At 72.7% G+C, this 16153-nt stretch carries 17 protein-coding genes; 6 read left to right on the top strand and 11 right to left on the bottom strand.

The window, feature by feature from the left end; translation table 11 throughout:
• Window positions 1-24: 24 nt before the first annotated feature.
• The 6 genes from ACF1BH_RS07130 to ACF1BH_RS07105 all read right to left on the bottom strand — a co-directional run bounded on the left by ACF1BH_RS07130 (window position 25) and on the right by ACF1BH_RS07105 (window position 5577).
• Window positions 25-597 carry a dihydrofolate reductase family protein gene (locus ACF1BH_RS07130; RefSeq protein WP_391641398.1) on the bottom strand — a complete coding sequence of 191 codons (573 nt, stop codon included), beginning with the start codon at window positions 595-597 and terminating at the stop codon, window positions 25-27.
• A 182-nt stretch (window positions 598-779) separates the two neighbouring features.
• The gene (locus ACF1BH_RS07125; RefSeq protein ID WP_391641397.1) at window positions 780-1346 is read right to left on the bottom strand and encodes a hypothetical protein; all 567 of its coding nucleotides are present in this window, start codon (window positions 1344-1346) and stop codon (window positions 780-782) included.
• Entirely contained in the window at window positions 1343-2464 is a 1122-nt protein-coding gene (locus tag ACF1BH_RS07120) for an ROK family glucokinase (protein ID WP_391641396.1), read from the bottom strand. Before ACF1BH_RS07120 ends, ACF1BH_RS07125 begins: the two co-directional genes overlap by 4 nt.
• Window positions 2465-2723: 259 nt before the next feature.
• The gene (locus ACF1BH_RS07115; RefSeq protein ID WP_391641395.1) at window positions 2724-3533 is read right to left on the bottom strand and encodes an ATP-binding cassette domain-containing protein; all 810 of its coding nucleotides are present in this window, start codon (window positions 3531-3533) and stop codon (window positions 2724-2726) included.
• On the bottom strand, window positions 3530-4597 hold the full coding sequence (locus ACF1BH_RS07110; RefSeq protein ID WP_391641394.1) for an ABC transporter permease: 1068 nt from the start codon (window positions 4595-4597) through the stop codon (window positions 3530-3532). Before ACF1BH_RS07110 ends, ACF1BH_RS07115 begins: the two co-directional genes overlap by 4 nt.
• A complete protein-coding gene (locus tag ACF1BH_RS07105; RefSeq protein WP_391641393.1) occupies window positions 4594-5577 on the bottom strand; it encodes a sugar ABC transporter substrate-binding protein in 984 nt (327 codons plus the stop codon). The genes ACF1BH_RS07110 and ACF1BH_RS07105 overlap by 4 nt, the downstream gene beginning before the upstream one ends.
• 329 nt (window positions 5578-5906) lie before the next feature.
• Here ACF1BH_RS07105 and ACF1BH_RS07100 point away from each other — a divergent pair, with 329 nt between their 5' ends.
• Complete coding sequence (locus tag ACF1BH_RS07100) at window positions 5907-6377, top strand: pyridoxamine 5'-phosphate oxidase family protein (protein WP_391641392.1); 471 nt, start codon at window positions 5907-5909, stop codon at window positions 6375-6377.
• Between the two features lie 54 nt (window positions 6378-6431).
• Here the strand turns inward: ACF1BH_RS07100 and ACF1BH_RS07095 are convergent, their stop codons facing one another.
• A complete protein-coding gene (locus ACF1BH_RS07095; RefSeq protein ID WP_391641391.1) occupies window positions 6432-7274 on the bottom strand; it encodes a transporter substrate-binding domain-containing protein in 843 nt (280 codons plus the stop codon).
• Window positions 7275-7503: 229 nt separating this feature from the next.
• Between ACF1BH_RS07095 and ACF1BH_RS07090 the strand changes: the two genes are divergently transcribed.
• Window positions 7504-8001 (top strand): DUF402 domain-containing protein, encoded by a 498-nt coding sequence (locus ACF1BH_RS07090; protein WP_391641390.1) that lies wholly within the window; start codon window positions 7504-7506, stop codon window positions 7999-8001.
• A gap of 181 nt (window positions 8002-8182) precedes the next feature.
• Here ACF1BH_RS07090 and ACF1BH_RS07085 read toward each other — a convergent pair whose 3' ends face one another.
• On the bottom strand, window positions 8183-8851 hold the full coding sequence (locus tag ACF1BH_RS07085; protein ID WP_391641389.1) for a bifunctional 4-hydroxy-2-oxoglutarate aldolase/2-dehydro-3-deoxy-phosphogluconate aldolase: 669 nt from the start codon (window positions 8849-8851) through the stop codon (window positions 8183-8185).
• 460 nt (window positions 8852-9311) lie between these two features.
• Complete coding sequence (locus tag ACF1BH_RS07080; protein WP_391641388.1) at window positions 9312-9743, bottom strand: ribonuclease; 432 nt, start codon at window positions 9741-9743, stop codon at window positions 9312-9314.
• 383 nt (window positions 9744-10126) lie between these two features.
• Here ACF1BH_RS07080 and ACF1BH_RS07075 point away from each other — a divergent pair, with 383 nt between their 5' ends.
• From ACF1BH_RS07075 to ACF1BH_RS07065, 3 genes are all read left to right on the top strand, one after another.
• On the top strand, window positions 10127-10750 hold the full coding sequence (locus tag ACF1BH_RS07075) for a helix-turn-helix domain-containing protein (protein WP_391641387.1): 624 nt from the start codon (window positions 10127-10129) through the stop codon (window positions 10748-10750).
• Window positions 10751-10821: 71 nt separating this feature from the next.
• Window positions 10822-11022: a DUF6126 family protein gene (locus ACF1BH_RS07070; RefSeq protein WP_391641386.1), complete on the top strand. Its 201-nt coding sequence runs from the start codon at window positions 10822-10824 to the stop codon at window positions 11020-11022.
• Between the two features lie 188 nt (window positions 11023-11210).
• Window positions 11211-11891: a transcriptional regulator gene (locus ACF1BH_RS07065; protein WP_391641385.1), complete on the top strand. Its 681-nt coding sequence runs from the start codon at window positions 11211-11213 to the stop codon at window positions 11889-11891.
• A gap of 42 nt (window positions 11892-11933) precedes the next feature.
• Here the strand turns inward: ACF1BH_RS07065 and allB are convergent, their stop codons facing one another.
• A complete protein-coding gene (gene allB / locus ACF1BH_RS07060) occupies window positions 11934-13277 on the bottom strand; it encodes an allantoinase AllB (RefSeq protein ID WP_391641384.1) in 1344 nt (447 codons plus the stop codon).
• 467 nt (window positions 13278-13744) lie between these two features.
• On the opposite strand from allB, the gene ACF1BH_RS07055 reads away from it, so the two are divergent.
• A complete protein-coding gene (locus ACF1BH_RS07055) occupies window positions 13745-14548 on the top strand; it encodes an IclR family transcriptional regulator (RefSeq protein WP_391641383.1) in 804 nt (267 codons plus the stop codon).
• A gap of 243 nt (window positions 14549-14791) precedes the next feature.
• Here the strand turns inward: ACF1BH_RS07055 and ACF1BH_RS07050 are convergent, their stop codons facing one another.
• Window positions 14792-15586 carry a methyltransferase domain-containing protein gene (locus ACF1BH_RS07050; RefSeq protein ID WP_391641382.1) on the bottom strand — a complete coding sequence of 265 codons (795 nt, stop codon included), beginning with the start codon at window positions 15584-15586 and terminating at the stop codon, window positions 14792-14794.
• Between the last annotated feature and the right edge of the window lie 567 nt (window positions 15587-16153).

Below are 16153 nucleotides of genomic sequence, written 5' to 3'. Positions count from 1 at the left end.
CGCCGGACGCTCCCTACGGCGCCGTCACCGCACCACGTCGAAGATGTTCAGCTGCAGCCCGTTCGCATACGTCGCGTGCTCGGTGAGCTTCAGCTTCCGGGTGGGCTTGTCGGTGGTGCTGAACAGACGCTTGCCGGCGCCGAGGAGCAGCGGGAAGACCAGCAGGTGGTAGCGGTCGATCAGCCCGGCGTCCGAGAGGTGGCGGTGGAGGGTGGCGCTGCCGTGGATGATGATCGGGCCGCCGTCGGTCTCCTTGAGGGCGGCGACCTCGTCGAGGGAACGCAGGATCGTGGTCTCGCCCCAGTTCGGCACCAGGGCGTCCTCGGTGAGGGTGGTGGAGACGACGTACTTGGGCATCGCGAGGTAGCCGGCGAAGTCCGCCACGTCCGGCCAGACGGGGCTGAACGCCTCGTAGCTGGCCCGGCCCAGCAACAGCGCGGTGGCCTCCTCCTGCTCCCGGCCCTTGATCTCATACGCCTCGGGCAGGAAGTCGACGTCGTTGAACGTCCATCCGGAGTTGCGGTAGCCGGGCTCGCCGCCGGGGGCTTCCACCACGCCGTCGAGCGAGATGAAGGCGGTGCTGATCAGCGTGCGCATCTGGGGTCCTCGGAGATCTGGGTGCGGCCGCCGTGGCGGTCACCGGGCCCGGGCCGGGCCCGGCGCCCCGACATGATCGCCTACCGGCCGGCCCCGGGAAACCCCTTCCGCCGCAGCGCCCCGTCGGCCTCAGCCGTCCGGAGCACGGGCGGCCCGGCGTGCCCGGCGGGCCGCGCCGCCGGTCAGAACGTGACGGTCGAGACCGTGTGCACCACCGGATGCCCCGGCTCGTCGAAGCTCACCGTGATCTGCTGCGAGGGCTGCGGCTTGTCGCGGTGTTCGCGCAGTCCGGCGAACTGGCCGTCGCCGGTGAAGTCCCAGCCGACCTGCGCCGCCTGCCGGGGCGTGATGGTGACCTCGCCCTTCTTGAGCGCGTCGGTGCTGGTGCCGATCGCCTTCAGATAGTGGGCCAGGCCCACGCCGTTGGTCCGGAACTGGACGTAGAGCGAGCTGGTGTCCCAGGAGTTCGTCTCGTAGTAGTAGACGGGCGTCGAACCGAGCGGCACCGGGACGTTGTAGATCTGCTGCTGCACCTTGGACGGGAAGGCGTTGGTCAGGCCCGTCGCGGCGGCCTCGGCCTCCTTCATCTCACCGCTGTCGCGGCTCTGCTCCGCGGAGATGACGATGTAGCCCGCGGGGATCGCGATCAGCAGGAAGACGATCACGGCCATCAGCCAGCGGGGCGTCTCCCGCCGCGGGGTGGCGGCGGGCGGCGGGGCGGCGGCGCCCGTGAGGTCCTGGGCGGTCATCGGCGGCCGGTCCGTTCGTAGCGTTCGTAGCGCTCCACCCGGCGGCGGTTGGCGCGCCGGAAGCGGCGGGCGACCAGCCGGGCGAGGTCCGCGGCGCCGACCATGCCGGCCTCCGGGCCCAGCTGCGCCTTGGCGATACGCGCCTCGGGGCGGTAGCCGCGGCCGGTGAGGGTGCGGCGGAAGGCGTCCGTGGCGGGGCCGATCAGCAGGTCGTCGGCGGCGCTGACGCCGCCGCCGATGACGAAGCAGGACGGGTCGAGGGCGGCGGCGAGGTTGGCGATGCCGACGCCCAGCCACTGGCCGATCTCGGCGAGCAGCTCGACGCACATCGCGTCGCCCTCCCGCGCCAGCTCGGTGATGAGCGGCCCGGTGATGTCGGGGACGTTGCCGCCCACCCGCTCGATGATGTTGTACGCGACCGGGGAGTCGGCGGCGGCCAGCTCCCGGGCCTCGCGGACCAGGGCGTTGCCGGAGCTGTACTGCTCCCAGCAGCCGCGGTTGCCGCACGGGCAGCGGTGCCCGCCGGGGACCACCTGCATATGGCCGAACTCGCCGGCCACCCCGTACTTACCGCGTTTGACCTGGCCGTCCTCCAGGATGGCGCCGCCGATGCCGGTGCCCAGCGTGATCATGACGAGGTGGTCCTCGCCGCGTCCGGCGCCGAACCGCCACTCCGCCCAGGCGGCGGTGTTGGCGTCGTTGTCGACCATGACGGGGACGGCGAGGCGGCCCGCGAGGCGGTCACGGAGCGGTTCGTTGCGCCAGTTCAGATGCGGGGCGAAGAGGACGTTGGAGCGGTCCGCGTCGACCCAGCCGGCGGCGCCGATGCCGACCGCGTGCACATCGTGGCGGTCGGAGAGGTCGAGGACCAGCTCGGTGATGGTGTCCTCGACGACCTTCGGGCTCTTGGACTTGTCCGGCGTCTCGGTACGGACCTGCTCCAGGATCGCCCCGTCGGCGTCGACGACGCCCGCCATGACCTTGGTGCCGCCGATGTCGATGCCGACGGTCGGTACCCGTGGTGCGGTCAGGTGCGAGCGGCGCTCGCGGGTCCCGGCGGTACGCAGCACGGTCGCCCGGGCGGGCCCCCTCGGGACGCGTTCACGGTACGTGCTCATCGGCCCACCTCGCCGTGGCTGCGGTGGTGGCCCGGTCGGCTGTGTGCGCGCAAGAGTCGTCTCGTCCCTGCGGGTCGGGAGGCCGGTCGGGCCTCGGTGTGCGGGCGGGGGTTCCGCCGGGGCTGCGGTGCGGGGGCCTTCCCTCCCGGCGTCGGGACCCCCGGGTGCACGGGTTTGGTGCGATTGTGCATCACCGGCCAGGTCCGGCGCACCGCGGCGTGGGGGCGCGGGCGCATGCGCCGCGCGCCCCCTGGCGCGCTCAGCCGGGGCGGTGGCCGCCGGGGAATTCCCCGGGCGCCTCGCGGGCCAGCTCGTGGCTGAGCTGCTCCAGCTCGCTGCCGCCCGCCATTTGGCGGGTCAGCTCCTCCAGCGAGATCTCCGACCGGGCGTGGCTGCCGGCCATCGCCCCGCGCTTGAGGAGGACGAAACGGTCGCCGACGAGGTAGGCGTGGTGCGGGTTGTGGGTGATCAACACCACGCCGAGCCCGGCGTCCCGGGCGGCCGCGACGTACTTCAGGACGACGCCGGACTGCTTGACGCCGAGCGCCGCCGTCGGCTCGTCCAGGACGAGGACCTTGGCACCGAAGTAGACGGCGCGGGCGATGGCGACGCACTGCCGCTCACCGCCGGAGAGGGTGCCGATGGGCTGGTCGACGTCGCGCAGGTCGATGCCCATCCGCAGCAGTTCGCTGCGGGTGGTCTCGCGCATGGTGCGCACGTCCAGGCGGCGGAACGGGCCGCGGCCCAGGGTCGGCTCGGAGCCGAGGAAGAAGTTCCGCCAGACCGGCATCAGCGGGACGACGGCGAGGTCCTGGTAGACGGTGGCGATGCCGCGGTCGAGGGCGTCGCGCGGGTTGACCAGGCGGGTCTCCTCCCCGTCGATCGTGAAGGTGCCCGCGTCGTGCTGGTGCAGCCCCGCGATGATCTTGATGAGGGTGGACTTGCCGGCGCCGTTGTCGCCGAGCACGCAGGTGATCTCCCCGGCGTGCACCTCCAGCGAGACGCCTTCCAGCGCCTTGACGTTGCCGTAGAACTTGCTGACACCGTCCAGCTCGACGAGCGCCGTCATACCTTCTCCTCCGCCCGTTTGCGCACCCATGCGTTCAGCAGTGTGGCGAGCAGCAGCATCGCCCCGAGGAAGAACTTGAACCAGTCCGGGTTCCACTGGGCGTAGACGATGCCCTTGCTGGTCATGCCGAAGATGAACGCGCCGACGGCGGAGCCGATCGCCGAGCCGTAACCGCCGGTCATCAGGCAGCCGCCGACGACCGCCGCGATGATGTAGAGGAACTCGTTGCCGACACCGTCGCCGGACTGGATCGCGTCGTACGAGAACAGCAGGTGCTGGCCGGAGACCCAGGCGGCGAGGGCGACGCCCATGTAGAGCCCGATCTTGGTCTTGACGACCGGGACGCCGACCGCGCGGGCCGCGTCGTCGCCGCCGCCCACCGCGAAGATCCAGTTGCCGACGCGGGTGCGCAGCAGGATCCAGGTGGCGACGGCGACCAGCACGATCCACCACAGGATGGTGATCTGGATGTCGACGCCGCCGAGCGTCAGATGCGAGGCGAAGACGGCGCGGGCGGAGCCGAAGCCCTCCATGTCGGCGATGGACTTCGTGGAGACGGTGCCGCTGATCAGCTTGGTGAAGCCGAGGTTGAGGCCGGTCAGCATGAAGAACGTGCCGAGCGTGATGATGAAGCTGGGCAGCTTCGTACGGGTCAGCAGAAAGCCGTTGAAGAACCCGATGGCGAGCGTGACCAGCAGCGACACCCCGACACCGACCCAGGTGTTCGCGGTCATCTGGTAGCTGAACATCGACGAGATCAGCGCCGAGCTGACCACCATCACACCGGCCGACAGATCGAACTCCCCGCCGATCATCAGCAGCGCGACGGGGACGGCCATGATGCCGATCGTCGACGACGCGTACAGCACGGTGGAGAGGCTGGACGCCCGCAGGAAGGGTTCGGCGACGAAGGCGAAGAAGGCGAAGACGGCGAGGGCGCCGACGACCGAGCCCAGCTCGGGGCGGCCCATCAGCCGGTGCAGCGGGGAGCGGCGCAGCAGCCGTTCGTCGCCGGCCGCCGCCTCCGCGGGCGGTGCCGGGGCGCTCTTTCCGGCCGGGCTCATCGGGTGCCCCGCTTCGTGTACTCCTGGAGCGCCGCGGCGTCCTTCTTGGTGATCACCTGCGGCCCGGTGAGCACGGGCTTGCCGCCGCCGAGCATGTCGGAGTTGTACTTGTACAGCCACAGCAGGTCGACGGCCTCGTACCCCTGGAGGTAGGGCTGCTGGTCGACGGCGAAGCCGAGGGAGCCGTCCTTGAGGCCGTCGGCGACCTGCGCGTTGAGGTCGAAGGTGTCGATCTCGGCCTTGCTGCCGGCCTGCTCCTTGGCCTTGACGGCGGTGGGCGCGAAGGGCGCACCGAGGGTGACGACCGCGTCGATCGACGGGTCGGCCTGGAGCTTGGACTCGATGGACGACTGCACGTCGGGCATGTTGGTGCCCTCGACGTACAGCTTCTGCATCTCGCCCTTGAAGGTCTTCTTCGTGCCCTCGCAGCGCTGCTCGTGGCCGACGTTGCCCTGTTCGTGCAGGACGCAGAGGGCCTTCTTGCGGCCGCGGTGGTTCAGCTCCTCGCCGACCGCCTCACCGGCGACCGTCTCGTCCTGCCCGATGTGGCTGAGCGCGCCGAACTTCTTCGAGTCCTCGGCGCCGGAGTTCACCGTGATCACCGGGATCCCGGCCTTCTCGGCCTTGGCCACGACGTCCTTCATGGCGTCGGGCTTGGCGAGGGTGACGATCAGGCCGTCGACCTTCTGGTCGATGTAGGACTGCACCAGCTGGCTCTGCCGCTGGGCCTCCTTGTCGTGGCCGTAGACGAACTTGATGTTGTCCTTGGCCGCGGCCTGCTGTGCGCCGTTCTGGACGATGTCCCAGAAGGTGTCGCCGTCCCCGGAGTGGGTGACCATCGCAAACGTCCACCTGGGGGTGTTCACCGCCGCCTTGCCGCCGGCGGCCTGCGCCGCCCGTGCGTCCTCGGCACGTTTGCCTCCGGTACTGCTGCACCCCGCGAGGGAGGCGCCGAGCACCGCAGCCAGCACGGCGCCCATGACGCGTACGCCTCTTCGAACCCTTGCCACGAGGTCTTGCCCTTCCGCCGATTGTCACGCTCTGTCGGGGAGTCGCCGCGCACCGTTCCCGGAACGCCGGCCCCAACCGACCAAGTATCCGTTACCTGCGATCTGTACCGGTTCGAGGGGTCTGGCGCCGGGCCGGCGGCGGTGGCTCCGGCCCGGGAGCGTAGCCGAGGAGCGGCCCCGGAGCGGGACCGCGGCGGAAGAACGGAGGCCCGGACGGCGCTCCGGCGGGGCGGGGCCGCGCCGGAGCGCCCGCTCCCCCCGTTGTGGACCGGATGTCCTCTGCCATAGCCTCCCCTGCCATGACGGCGACCGGTTCTTCCCCCGGCGGGCCCCGCAGCCCGGAGCGGCGCAAGCGCGAGGCGCTGGAACGGCTCGCACGCGACAACGACGTCTGGATCGCCACCGCCGACGCCACCGGCGAACCGTGCCTGGTCCCGCTGGCCTTCTGGTGGGACGGCGAATCGGTGTGGCTGGCCACCCGCGACACCAACCCGACGGGCCGCAATCTGTGCGCCTCGGGCCGGGCCCGGCTCGCCTTCGGCCACCCCCGGGACGTGGTCCTGGTCCACGGCACCGCCCGCATGCTGCCCCGCGGGGAAGTGCCGGCCGGGGTCGGCGACGCCTTCGCCGCCAAGGACGGCTGGGACCCCCGCCAGGACCACCCCTCGTACGTCTTCTTCCAGGTCACCCCGGACGTGATCCAGGCATGGGGCACGGTCCCCGAGATGACCGGCCGGACCCTGATGCGCGCCGGGAAGTGGCTGGTCTGACGGCTGCCGGCGCCCGGGCGGTACGTCCCCGCCCGGCGCTCCGTCCGCCCCGGATCACTTCATCCAGGCGTCCTCGTACTTCCGGTACGTCCCGTCGTGCGTCGCCAGGTGGACCCACTGGTTCACGTACGCGGTGAACTCGGCGTCGCCGCGCGGCAGGGCGTACGCCTTCTCGGAGAAGGTGAACGGCTGGTCGGGGTGGAGCGCGCACAGCTCCGGGTGGATCTTCGCCTGGTAGCGCGTCTCCCCCGCATCGGTCATCATCACATCGGCGCGACCGGCGATGATCTCGTCGAAGATCGTGGTGTTGTCCGGGTGCACGGTGATCTTCGCCTGCTTCAGCCGCGCCCGCGCGAACTCCTCGTTCGTCCCGCCCGGGTTGACGACCACCCGCGTCTCCGGCCGGTCGATCTGCTCCAGCGTCCCGTACTTCTCCTTGTCCGCACAGCGCACGATCGGCGTCTTGCCGTCCTCCCGGGTCGGCTCGCTGAACGCGACCTCGCGGGCGCGCGGCAACGTGATCGAGACCCCGCCCGCGGCGACATCGCACCGCCCCGCGGCGAGGTCCCCGACCAGCGAAGCCCACGTGCTCGCGACGTACCGGACCTTGGCGTCCAGGCTCTTCGCCAGGTCCTTCGCCATGTCGATGTCCACACCGCTGTACGCGCCGGTCTTCGGGTCCCGGTAGGTGTAGGGCCGGTAGTCCCCGGTGGTACAGACCCGCAGCACCCCGCGGCGCGGCACCGTATCCAGCAGCGAGCCGACCGGCTGCGGACGGTGCGCCCCCGCCGCGGTCGGCGCCGCACCGGGCGCCGGCGCGGGCGTGGCCGCGGACGGCGCGGCAGCGGTGACGGCAAGCAGCACGGCCAGGGCGGGAAGGACGACGGAACGCTTCATACGGCGGGCTCCTGACGGGGGATGAGGCCGGGGACAGGGGGCGGCGCGGACAGCGTGACAGAGGGGGCGCGGCGGGTGAAGGGGGTGATCGGTGGGTGGGACGGGGGCGGGGCGCCGGCCCCACGGGCGCGGCTCCCCCAAGTCCGCCGCACCGGGCCGCACTTGCCCGGCGATCGTTTCGCGAGAGACTGGCCCGACGATCACTTCGCGAGAGAGTGGGGAGAGTGCGATGCCGCAGCGGCTGGACGTGGTACTGACCAAGGCCGGACGGACCAAGATCCGGTACCCGGCCGACGTGCTGACCGACGACGGCACCCGGATCTCGGTCCTGGCCGCCTGGGCGGCGCCCGGCGTCCGCGACTTCGGCTTCGTCCGCTTCGAGCCCGGTGACGAGTTCACCGAGCACTACTGGCGCGACCGCTGGTACGCCGTCAAGGAGGTACGCGACGGCCGGGGCACGCTCAAGGGCTGGTACTGCGACATCACCCGCCCCGCCGTGGTCCGCGACGGCGCCCCGGGCCCCGCGGAGCTGGCGGTGGAGGACCTGGACCTCGATCTGTGGGTGTCGGCGGACGGCTCCCAGGTGCTCCGCCTGGACGAGGACGAGTTCGCGGCGAGCGGCCTCGCCGGCCGCGACCCGGACGCCGCCCGCCAGGCCCTCTCCGCCCTCGACGAGCTGGAACGGATCGCGAAGGAGGGCGGGCTGCCGACTCTGGTGGCCGGTTGACCGGCGCTCACCCGGCCACCCACTGGTGGCCGCGCTGGAGCGGCAGGGGTGCGTCGTCCGGACGTGAGCCGCCCGCCACCGGTCGCGGCGCCCGGACGCCCGCCGGGCCGGGCCGGGCCAGGCCCCGGCACGGCGAGCGCCCGGTCAAGTCGTCCCTCAGCACCGCCCCTCAGTGCTGTCCTCAGTACTCGTAGAACTCCATCGAGCCCTCCGGGGCCGGGGTGTCCGAGGCGGCTTCCGCGAGCCGGGACAGCAGGGCGGAGGCGCGCTTGGTCACGGTGTCGCGGTCGCCGTCCGAGAGGGCGGAGCCGAGACCGACGGCCGCCGCGCCCGCCGCGATCCACTCGGGGGCGCTCTCGACGCTCACCCCGCCCGCCGGGAGCAGCGGCGCCTGCGGCAGGGCGGCGCGGATCTCGCCGAGCCAGGACGGGCGGCGCTCCGCCGCGGGGAACACCTTGAGCGCATCGGCGCCCAACTCGAGGGCGCGGACCATCTCGGTCGGGGTGGCGACGCCGGGGAAGACGGGGACGCCGTAGCGGTGACCCGTACGGATCACCTCCTCGTCCAGGCTCGGCGAGGACAGGAAGCGGGCCCCGGCGTCGACCGCCATCCGGGCCGACACCGCGTCAAGGACCGTGCCGGCGCCGATGACCGCGTCCTCGCCCAGCTCGCGGGTGAGCGTGGTGACGGCCTCCAGCGCGAACGGTGTGGTCAGGGATATCTCCAAGGTGGTGACGCCCGCCGACAGCAGGGTGTCGGCGGTGGCGCTCGCCTCGTCGTACGTCGCGCTGCGCACGATGGCGAAGACCCGCTGCGCCAGCGCGGCCCGGGTGATCTCCCAGCGATACACGGCAGTTCGCCGCCCTTCCTCGTCCATGAACGACCGTGCCCACCCGGCCGCGGCCGGTACGGCAAACCTCCGCGCGCGGGCAACCCGCGACAGGTCGGAGCAATGCCGTCGATGCCCGGTCATTTCTTGATTCGACCGGAACGCTACCGGCAGCCACTGACAATTCTCCCGCGGGGGGCCACCGTACGTCCCTGAAGCGGCGACATCCCAGGGATCTTTCAGGGTTACCCGTGCGGCAACTCACCGCGACCGCCCTGACCTCGGGCATCGGCCCGCCACCCGCGCGCAGCCGCCCGGAACGGTTACAGGACGGGGACAGAAAGGGAAGGGGAGGCAGGGGAAACGGGGGCGGAAGGGGCGCCGCACCGGCCCGGCCGGGGGCCCGGACAACGCGAACGGTGGCCGGGATGCCCGCAGCATCCCGGCCACCGTCTGTGCCCGGTGGGTACCGGGCGCCGGCTCAGCAGCCGAAGTCGACGAGGTCGAAGGTCGCGTAGTGGTCGGAGGTGTAGTAGTCCTCCTGCGTCTTCTCACCGGTCACGATGCGCCGTGCACCGCGGTCCGGGGAGCCCGGGGTGACGACGGTGTACTCGTGGTAGTAGCCGGAGCTCTGCTTCGGCAGGATCCCCTCGCGGTTCGAGAAGACCGTGCCGTCCTTCGGGTAGGGGTAGGGCCCGCCCTTGGCGATCAGGTCGAGGGTGTCGTGGGCCTCGGCGGGCAGCTTGGACTGGCAGATCTTGCCGACGCTCGCCACCTGCACGTGCTGCGCGGACACCGCCGCGTGCGCCGTGGCGGCGCTCGGGGTGGCCGCGACGGCGGTGCCACCGAGGAGAAGGGCCGATGCGAGGGCGCCCGCGGCGCCGATCCGGGTGATCCGTGGGGGGATTCTCATGCCCCAAGCATGACGCGCGTAGACATGGCCCTGTCAATGCCAAGGAGCGGAAGTTTCCCGGCCGTTCACAAGGATCCCCCGAACGGCGCAACACGGTCACGCCCACGCCCCCTTGCGGTTCCCTACGCCCCCGAGGCGCCGTCACATCCACCCGACTCCCTTACACCGGGCCTGCGTTGCGACTCCCCGAACCGCCTGCCTGCCGTTCCCTCGCCACACCCTCGATCCGCCCACCGCTCCGTACGGGATCACCCCGGGAGCCGGCCGGAGCCCCGTACCGACCCCGGAGCGGCCGAGAGGAAGGGCGGGGAGAACGAGCCGGGAGAGTTTGCCTCTAAGGCAAAACTTTTGCCTCTGAGGTCAAGGCTGGCTATACCGGGTACATGACCGAGACCCCGCAGGACGCCCCCGCAGAGGCGGCGGAGCTGCCCACCGTCGCGCCCCGGCTGCGCGATCTGCGGCGCCGCAGCGGGCTGACGCTGGAGACGGCCGCCCGGCGGGTCGGGCTGTCGCCCGCGCATCTGTCCCGGCTGGAGACCAATCGCCGTCAGCCGTCGCTGCCGATGCTGCTCGCGCTGGCCCGCACGTACGGAACCACGGTATCCGACCTGCTGGGCGAGACCGCTCCGGAGCGGGATCCGATCATGCGGGCCGGACGGACCGAGCCGTCGGAGGCCGGGGGCTGGACGTACTGGACGGTCGGCGGCGCCGGCCGGGCCATGCAGGCGCTCCGGGTGCACGTACCGCAGCGGGCGCAGGGCGATCTGGTGCGGGTGCACCCGGGCGAGGAGTGGCTGTACGTCCTCACCGGGCAGCTGCGGCTGACGCTCGGCGAGGCGGTGCACCTGCTCGGCCCGGGGGACGCGGCGCACTTCGACTCGCTGGTCCCGCACCGCATCGCCGCGACCACCCGGGCCGGCGCCGAGATGCTCTTCGTCCACACCCTGCTGCAGAGCGGCGCCGCCGAGCTGTGCCTGGGGGACGACACCCCGCGCCGCGGCCTGTGAGACCGCCCACCGCCTTCGGTGCCGCGGAGCCGCCGCGCACCGCACCGCTTCGTGAGGGAAGGACGAACGCCGTGCCCGACCACTCCACCCCTGCCGTCCCCGGGACGCCCGGCGGCGCCGACGCCGTCGCACCGCCGCCCGCGAGCGAACGGAAGTACGTCGAGAACAAGCCGCCGCGCGGGCTCTACGTGCGGGTCTTCATCTACGTCGTGGCCACGCATGTGTTGCTGGCGTTCATGAGCGTGCTGGTCTTCGCCGCCAAGTCGCGCTGACGCCACCGGCGCGCCGGGGCCGCCGGGCGGGCCCGTGCGGGCGGTGCTCCCCCGGCGCTCCCGGCGCGTCGGCGGACGGCCCGGTGCCGGGCCCGCACGCTGGGGGCACACCCCTCGGCCGCCGGGCCGCGGCGCCGTGCACGGTGCGGCGCCGCGGGCGGCCGTCCCGTACCGGAGGAGAGCCCGCCATGGTCCGACCCGCCGACACCGCGCCCCGGCCGACCTCGGACGCCGTGCTCGACGCCGCCGTACGCGCCCTCGCCCCGGACTCCGGCGCGAACCGGACGGTGGAGCGGATCGCGGCCGGGCAGGCGCCGCGCGCGGTGTTCACGACGCTCGCGCTGGAGCAGCACCGGGTGATCACCTCGGACCGGCTCAGTTTCCGTCATCTGACGCACCGGACCGACGCCGATCCGCCGGTCGCCACCTTCTTCGAACTCCTCGCGGACGGCGAGACGGTCGCCCTGGAACGGCTGGCGGAGCTGAACGAGGCGCTGGGCATCGCCCCGTCCACGGTCGACGGCCACGAGCCGCGCCCCGGTTGCCAGGCGTACCCGTCGTACGTGGCGCGGCTGGCGCTCGGGGTGGAGCCGGTCGACGTGGTGATCGCGCTGACCGCGAACTTCGCCGCCTGGGGCGCGTACTGCGCCCGGGTGGGCCGGGCGGCGCGGGAGCACTACGGCCTCCCGGAGGCGGCGTGCGGGTTCTTCGACCTCTTCGCCGCGCCGTCGCCGGAGCTGGACCGGCGGGCCCTGACGGCGGTCGCGCACGGGCTGGAGACCGGCCAGGCCCGGCCGTTGGAGGCGCACCGGCACGGCCGGCTCCTCCAGGCGTACGAGCTGATGTTCTGGGACGCGCTGGAGGGGTGAGCGGCGCCCGGCCGCCGGTGCGGGCGGCCGGGCGGCGGTGGGTCAGCCCTGCCCGGGGCGGGTGAGGAGGGTGCCGGTGGGTGCGGCGAGGGTGGCGCCGTCGTTGATCTTGCGGCCGCGCAGCCAGGTGGAGCGCACCACGCCGTGCAGGGTCTTCCCGGCGTACGCGGTGATCTTGTTGCGGTGCTGGAGGGCGGCCGGGTCGACGGTGAACGTCTCGTCGGGTGCGAGGACCGCGAAGTCGGCGTCCCGGCCCGCCTCGATGGCGCCCTTCCGCCCGAGGCCGACCAGCGCGGCGGGGGCGGTGGACATCCAGCGGACCACGTCCTCCAGGGAGTGGCCGCGGGCACGGGCCGCCGTCCAGATGGCGGGCAGGCCGAGCTGGAGGGAGGAGATGCCGCCCCAGGCGGCGCCGAAGTCGGCGGTCTTGAGATCGGCGGTGGACGGCGAGTGGTCGGAGACGATGCAGTCGATCGTGCCGTCCGCCAGGCCCTGCCACAGCGCGTCCTGGTTGGCGCCCTCGCGGATCGGCGGGCAGCACTTGAACTCCGTGGCGCCGTCGGGGATCTCCTCGGCGGTCAGGGTCAGGAAGTGCGGGCAGGACTCGACGGTGATCCGGACGCCCTCGGCCTTGGCGGCGGCGATCAGCGGCAGCGCGTCGGCGGAGGAGAGGTGCAGGACGTGCACCCGGGCGTTCAGCCGCCGGGCGAGCGCGATCAGCGCGGCGACGGCGTCGTCCTCGCAGACGCGGGGGCGCGAGGCGAGGAAGTCGGCGTACCTCGGGCCGCTGGGCACGGGCGCCGCGTCCAGGTGGTGCGGGTCCTCGGCGTGCACGATCAGCAGGCCGCCGAAGCCGGCGATCTCCTCCAGGGCGAGGGCCAGCTGCTCCTGGTCCAGCTCGGGGAACTCGTCCACGCCGGAGGGAGACAGGAAGCACTTGAAGCCGAAGACCCCGGCGTCGTGGAGCGGGCGCAGGTCCTTGACGTTGCCGGGGATCGCGCCGCCCCAGAAGCCGACGTCGATGTGGGCCTTGGCCTCGGCCACCTCGCGCTTGGTGTCGAGGTGCGCGGTGGTGGTGGTCGGCGGGAGGCTGTTGAGGGGCATGTCCACGAGCGTGGTGATGCCGCCCGCGGCGGCCGCGCGGGTGGCGGTCCAGAAGCCCTCCCACTCGGTGCGCCCGGGATCGTTGACGTGGACGTGGGTGTCCACCAGGCCGGGCAGCAGGACGTCGTCGCCGAAGTCCTCGACCCGGGCGCCGTCCGGCACCGCGGCGTCGTGCGGCAGGACCGCCGTGATCGTCCCGCCGCTGACGGCGACGGACGCGGCGCGCATCCCCTCCGGGGTGATGACCCGCGCGCTGCGCAGCACCAGCTCTCCTTCGGACACCCGGTCCCCTCCTCGTCTCTCGTGCTCCGTGCCGCCGGTGATCGGCCGCGGGGCCGGGCGGCCGGGCCGCCCGTCGGCGCCCACCAGGTCTTCAACAGACTGTTGAAGGAGTTTTGCCGCCGGATCCGGGCCCGTCAAGACCCTTCCAGGCCCGGCGGACACCCCGGGGCCGCCCCGGCAGACACTCGCGACGGGAGGACGGAAACCCCTTCCCGCCACTGGCAGATTCCACGAAATGGATAATAAGTTTCGCGGAGCAGAACGTAGCCAGGGTCACCGGCCAGGTCAAGGGATCACGGACAGCGAGATCACCTGCCCGGCCGGCGCTCCGCGAGCGAGGCGCTGACCGGCGCGAACGACTGTGCGATACGCCGTGTGTCCGGGAAACGGGACCGGTAGGCTGCACCGGTCGGGCCCGGCGCCCGCACCAGCCGAGACCGACCCCTCCGCCCCGAAAGGAAAGCGACGTGCCGCCGTCCAGCGCCAGCACCTCCGCCGCCGATGCCAAGCCCGCGGGCGCGAGCGGCGGTGTCCAGTCCCTCGAGCGCGCCTTCGATCTGCTGGAGCGGATGGCCGACGCCGGGGGCGAGGTCGGCCTCAGCGAGCTGTCCGCCAGCAGCGGCCTCCCGCTGCCCACCATCCACCGCCTGATGCGCACCCTCGTGGCCTGCGGTTACGTCCGCCAGCAGCCCAACCGCCGGTATGCGCTGGGCCCCCGCCTGATCCGCCTCGGCGAGAGCGCCTCGCGGCTGCTCGGCACCTGGGCACGGCCGTTCCTGGCCCGGCTGGTCGAGGAGACCGGCGAGACCGCCAACATGGCGCTGCTCGACGGCGACGAGATCGTCTACGTCGCGCAGGTCCCCTCCCGGCATGCCGTGCGGATGTTCACCGAGGTCGGCCGGCGGGTCCTGCCGCACTCCACCGGCGTCGGCAAGGCGCTGCTCGCCGGGCACCCGCCGGAGGAGGTCCGGGCACTGCTCGGGCGGACCGGCATGCCCGCGGCGACGGAGAAGACGATCACCGACCCGGACACCTTCCTCGACGCGCTCGCCGAGGTCCGGCGCCTGGGCTACGCGGTCGACGACAACGAGCAGGAGATCGGCGTCCGCTGCTTCGCGGTACCGGTCCCCGACTCCCCCACCTCGGCGGCGATCTCCATCTCCGGACCGACCGGCCGGGTCACCGAGGCGTCGACGGAGAAGATCGTGCCGGTGCTCCAGGAGGTCGCCGCCCAGCTGTCGGTGGCCCTGGCCAACCAGACACCGGCCTGAGCGCTCCCGCATCCGCCACGGGGTACCGACGAGCAGGCGTCGCCCGCAGGTTCGGGGCGGCGCGGCACGCGTCCGGGCCGGCGCCCGCCCCTGGCCGGACCGCTCCGACCGGGCCGGCGCAAGGCGGAGCCCCTCCCGCGGACCGGGCGTCCAGGGGAGGGGCGACGGCACCGCGAGGTGCGGTGCCGGGTGCCACAGGCCCGCGAGGACCGGGGAGGCGCCCCCGGCCCTTGCGGGCCGCCGTCAGCGTGCGTCTTCTTCGGCGGGGCGGCGGCCCCAGGCGCTGACGATGAGCGGCCCGAAGCCGACCGTGTCGCCGTCGTGCCAGAGCCGGCTGAAGGCGTCGAGGTCATCCTGGGTGAGCAGCCCCTCGGCGAGCATCCGGGGGGCGAGCTGGGCGACCCACATCGCCCAGTCCGGCTGGCCGTGCTCGGCATCGGCCAGCAACGGCATCGACGCCGCCCGGATCCCGATGTCGGTCAGCCCTGCCGCGCGCAGCTGGCGCGGGACCTTCCGGCCGTAGGAGGCGTCGTAGGCGCTGCCCGCGTACAGCTTGTGACAGGCGGAGATGACGCGCTCGTGGGCCTCGGACGGGGGGTCGATGGTCAGCGCCGTGGACCAGTCGACGTCTTCGACGACCACCCAGCCCCCCGGCCGGGCCGCGGCCGCCATGGACCGCACCATCTCGGCCGGCTCGGGGAGATGCTCAAGGAGCAGCCGGGCGTGCACGAAGTCGAAACGGCCCTCGGGCAGCGGCTCGGCCGTCACGTCCATGGCGCGTACGGTGATCGGGCCGCCGGCCAGCGGTTCCAGGAAGCGGGTGTCGGCGTCGATCGCCAGCACCTCGCCCTCGGGCCCGACCCGTTCGGCGAGCATCCGCACGACGCTGCCGCTGCCCGCCCCGAGGTCCGCACAGCGCCAGCCGGGACCCACGCCCAGCCGGTCGCAGATCTCGGCGGTGCCCACGTTGTAGAAGACGGCCAGGTTTTCCAGGCGCTCGCGCTCGTCGGCCCACGCGGGGTCAATGATGTAGTTCATCGGACTGGATACCTCTCGGAGGATGATGGTGCCGTCCACGGCCGGCCCCGGGGGGCGCCGGTGTGCGCGGCGGGCTCCTCGGCAGCGCGGCCGAGATGGCGGGTTGACGGGGTGAACGAGGGTGCCGCGGCCCGCAGTTGACGGCGTGCGCGGGCGTGGCCGGAATCGGCACGGCAGGATGCGCGCGGCGGAGGGCCCTGGACCGGCGAACTCACGGAAACCCCCGTAGACGGCGGTCGTCCGCCACGGGTGCCTTCTCGGGCCCATCCGTCCGGTCGGCGCCCGCCGTCGCGTGGGCCCGTGAGACCTGAAATACGGCGGCGAATACTAAAGAGCGTCCATGGAAACCGCGCCTCCAAATTCCGCGCGGCACCACTTTCCGGTGCAACGGATGACGGGATGCGAATAAATAACCCGGCGGAATTCTTCACGGTGACCGAAGATCGCCGGGTTACAGGACACTTGATACAGCGAAGGCCGGACCGGATGCAACTGCCGACGGGCCCCTTCTCGCCCTTCTTCCCCTTCGCGGACACCAGCTTGACGCCGCCTCAGCCACTCGACCCG

The sequence above is a fragment of the Streptomyces sp. NPDC014733 genome (assembly GCF_043083385.1).
GTDB lineage: Bacteria > Actinomycetota > Actinomycetes > Streptomycetales > Streptomycetaceae > Streptomyces.
This window is presented reverse-complemented; position numbering and strand designations above follow the sequence as displayed.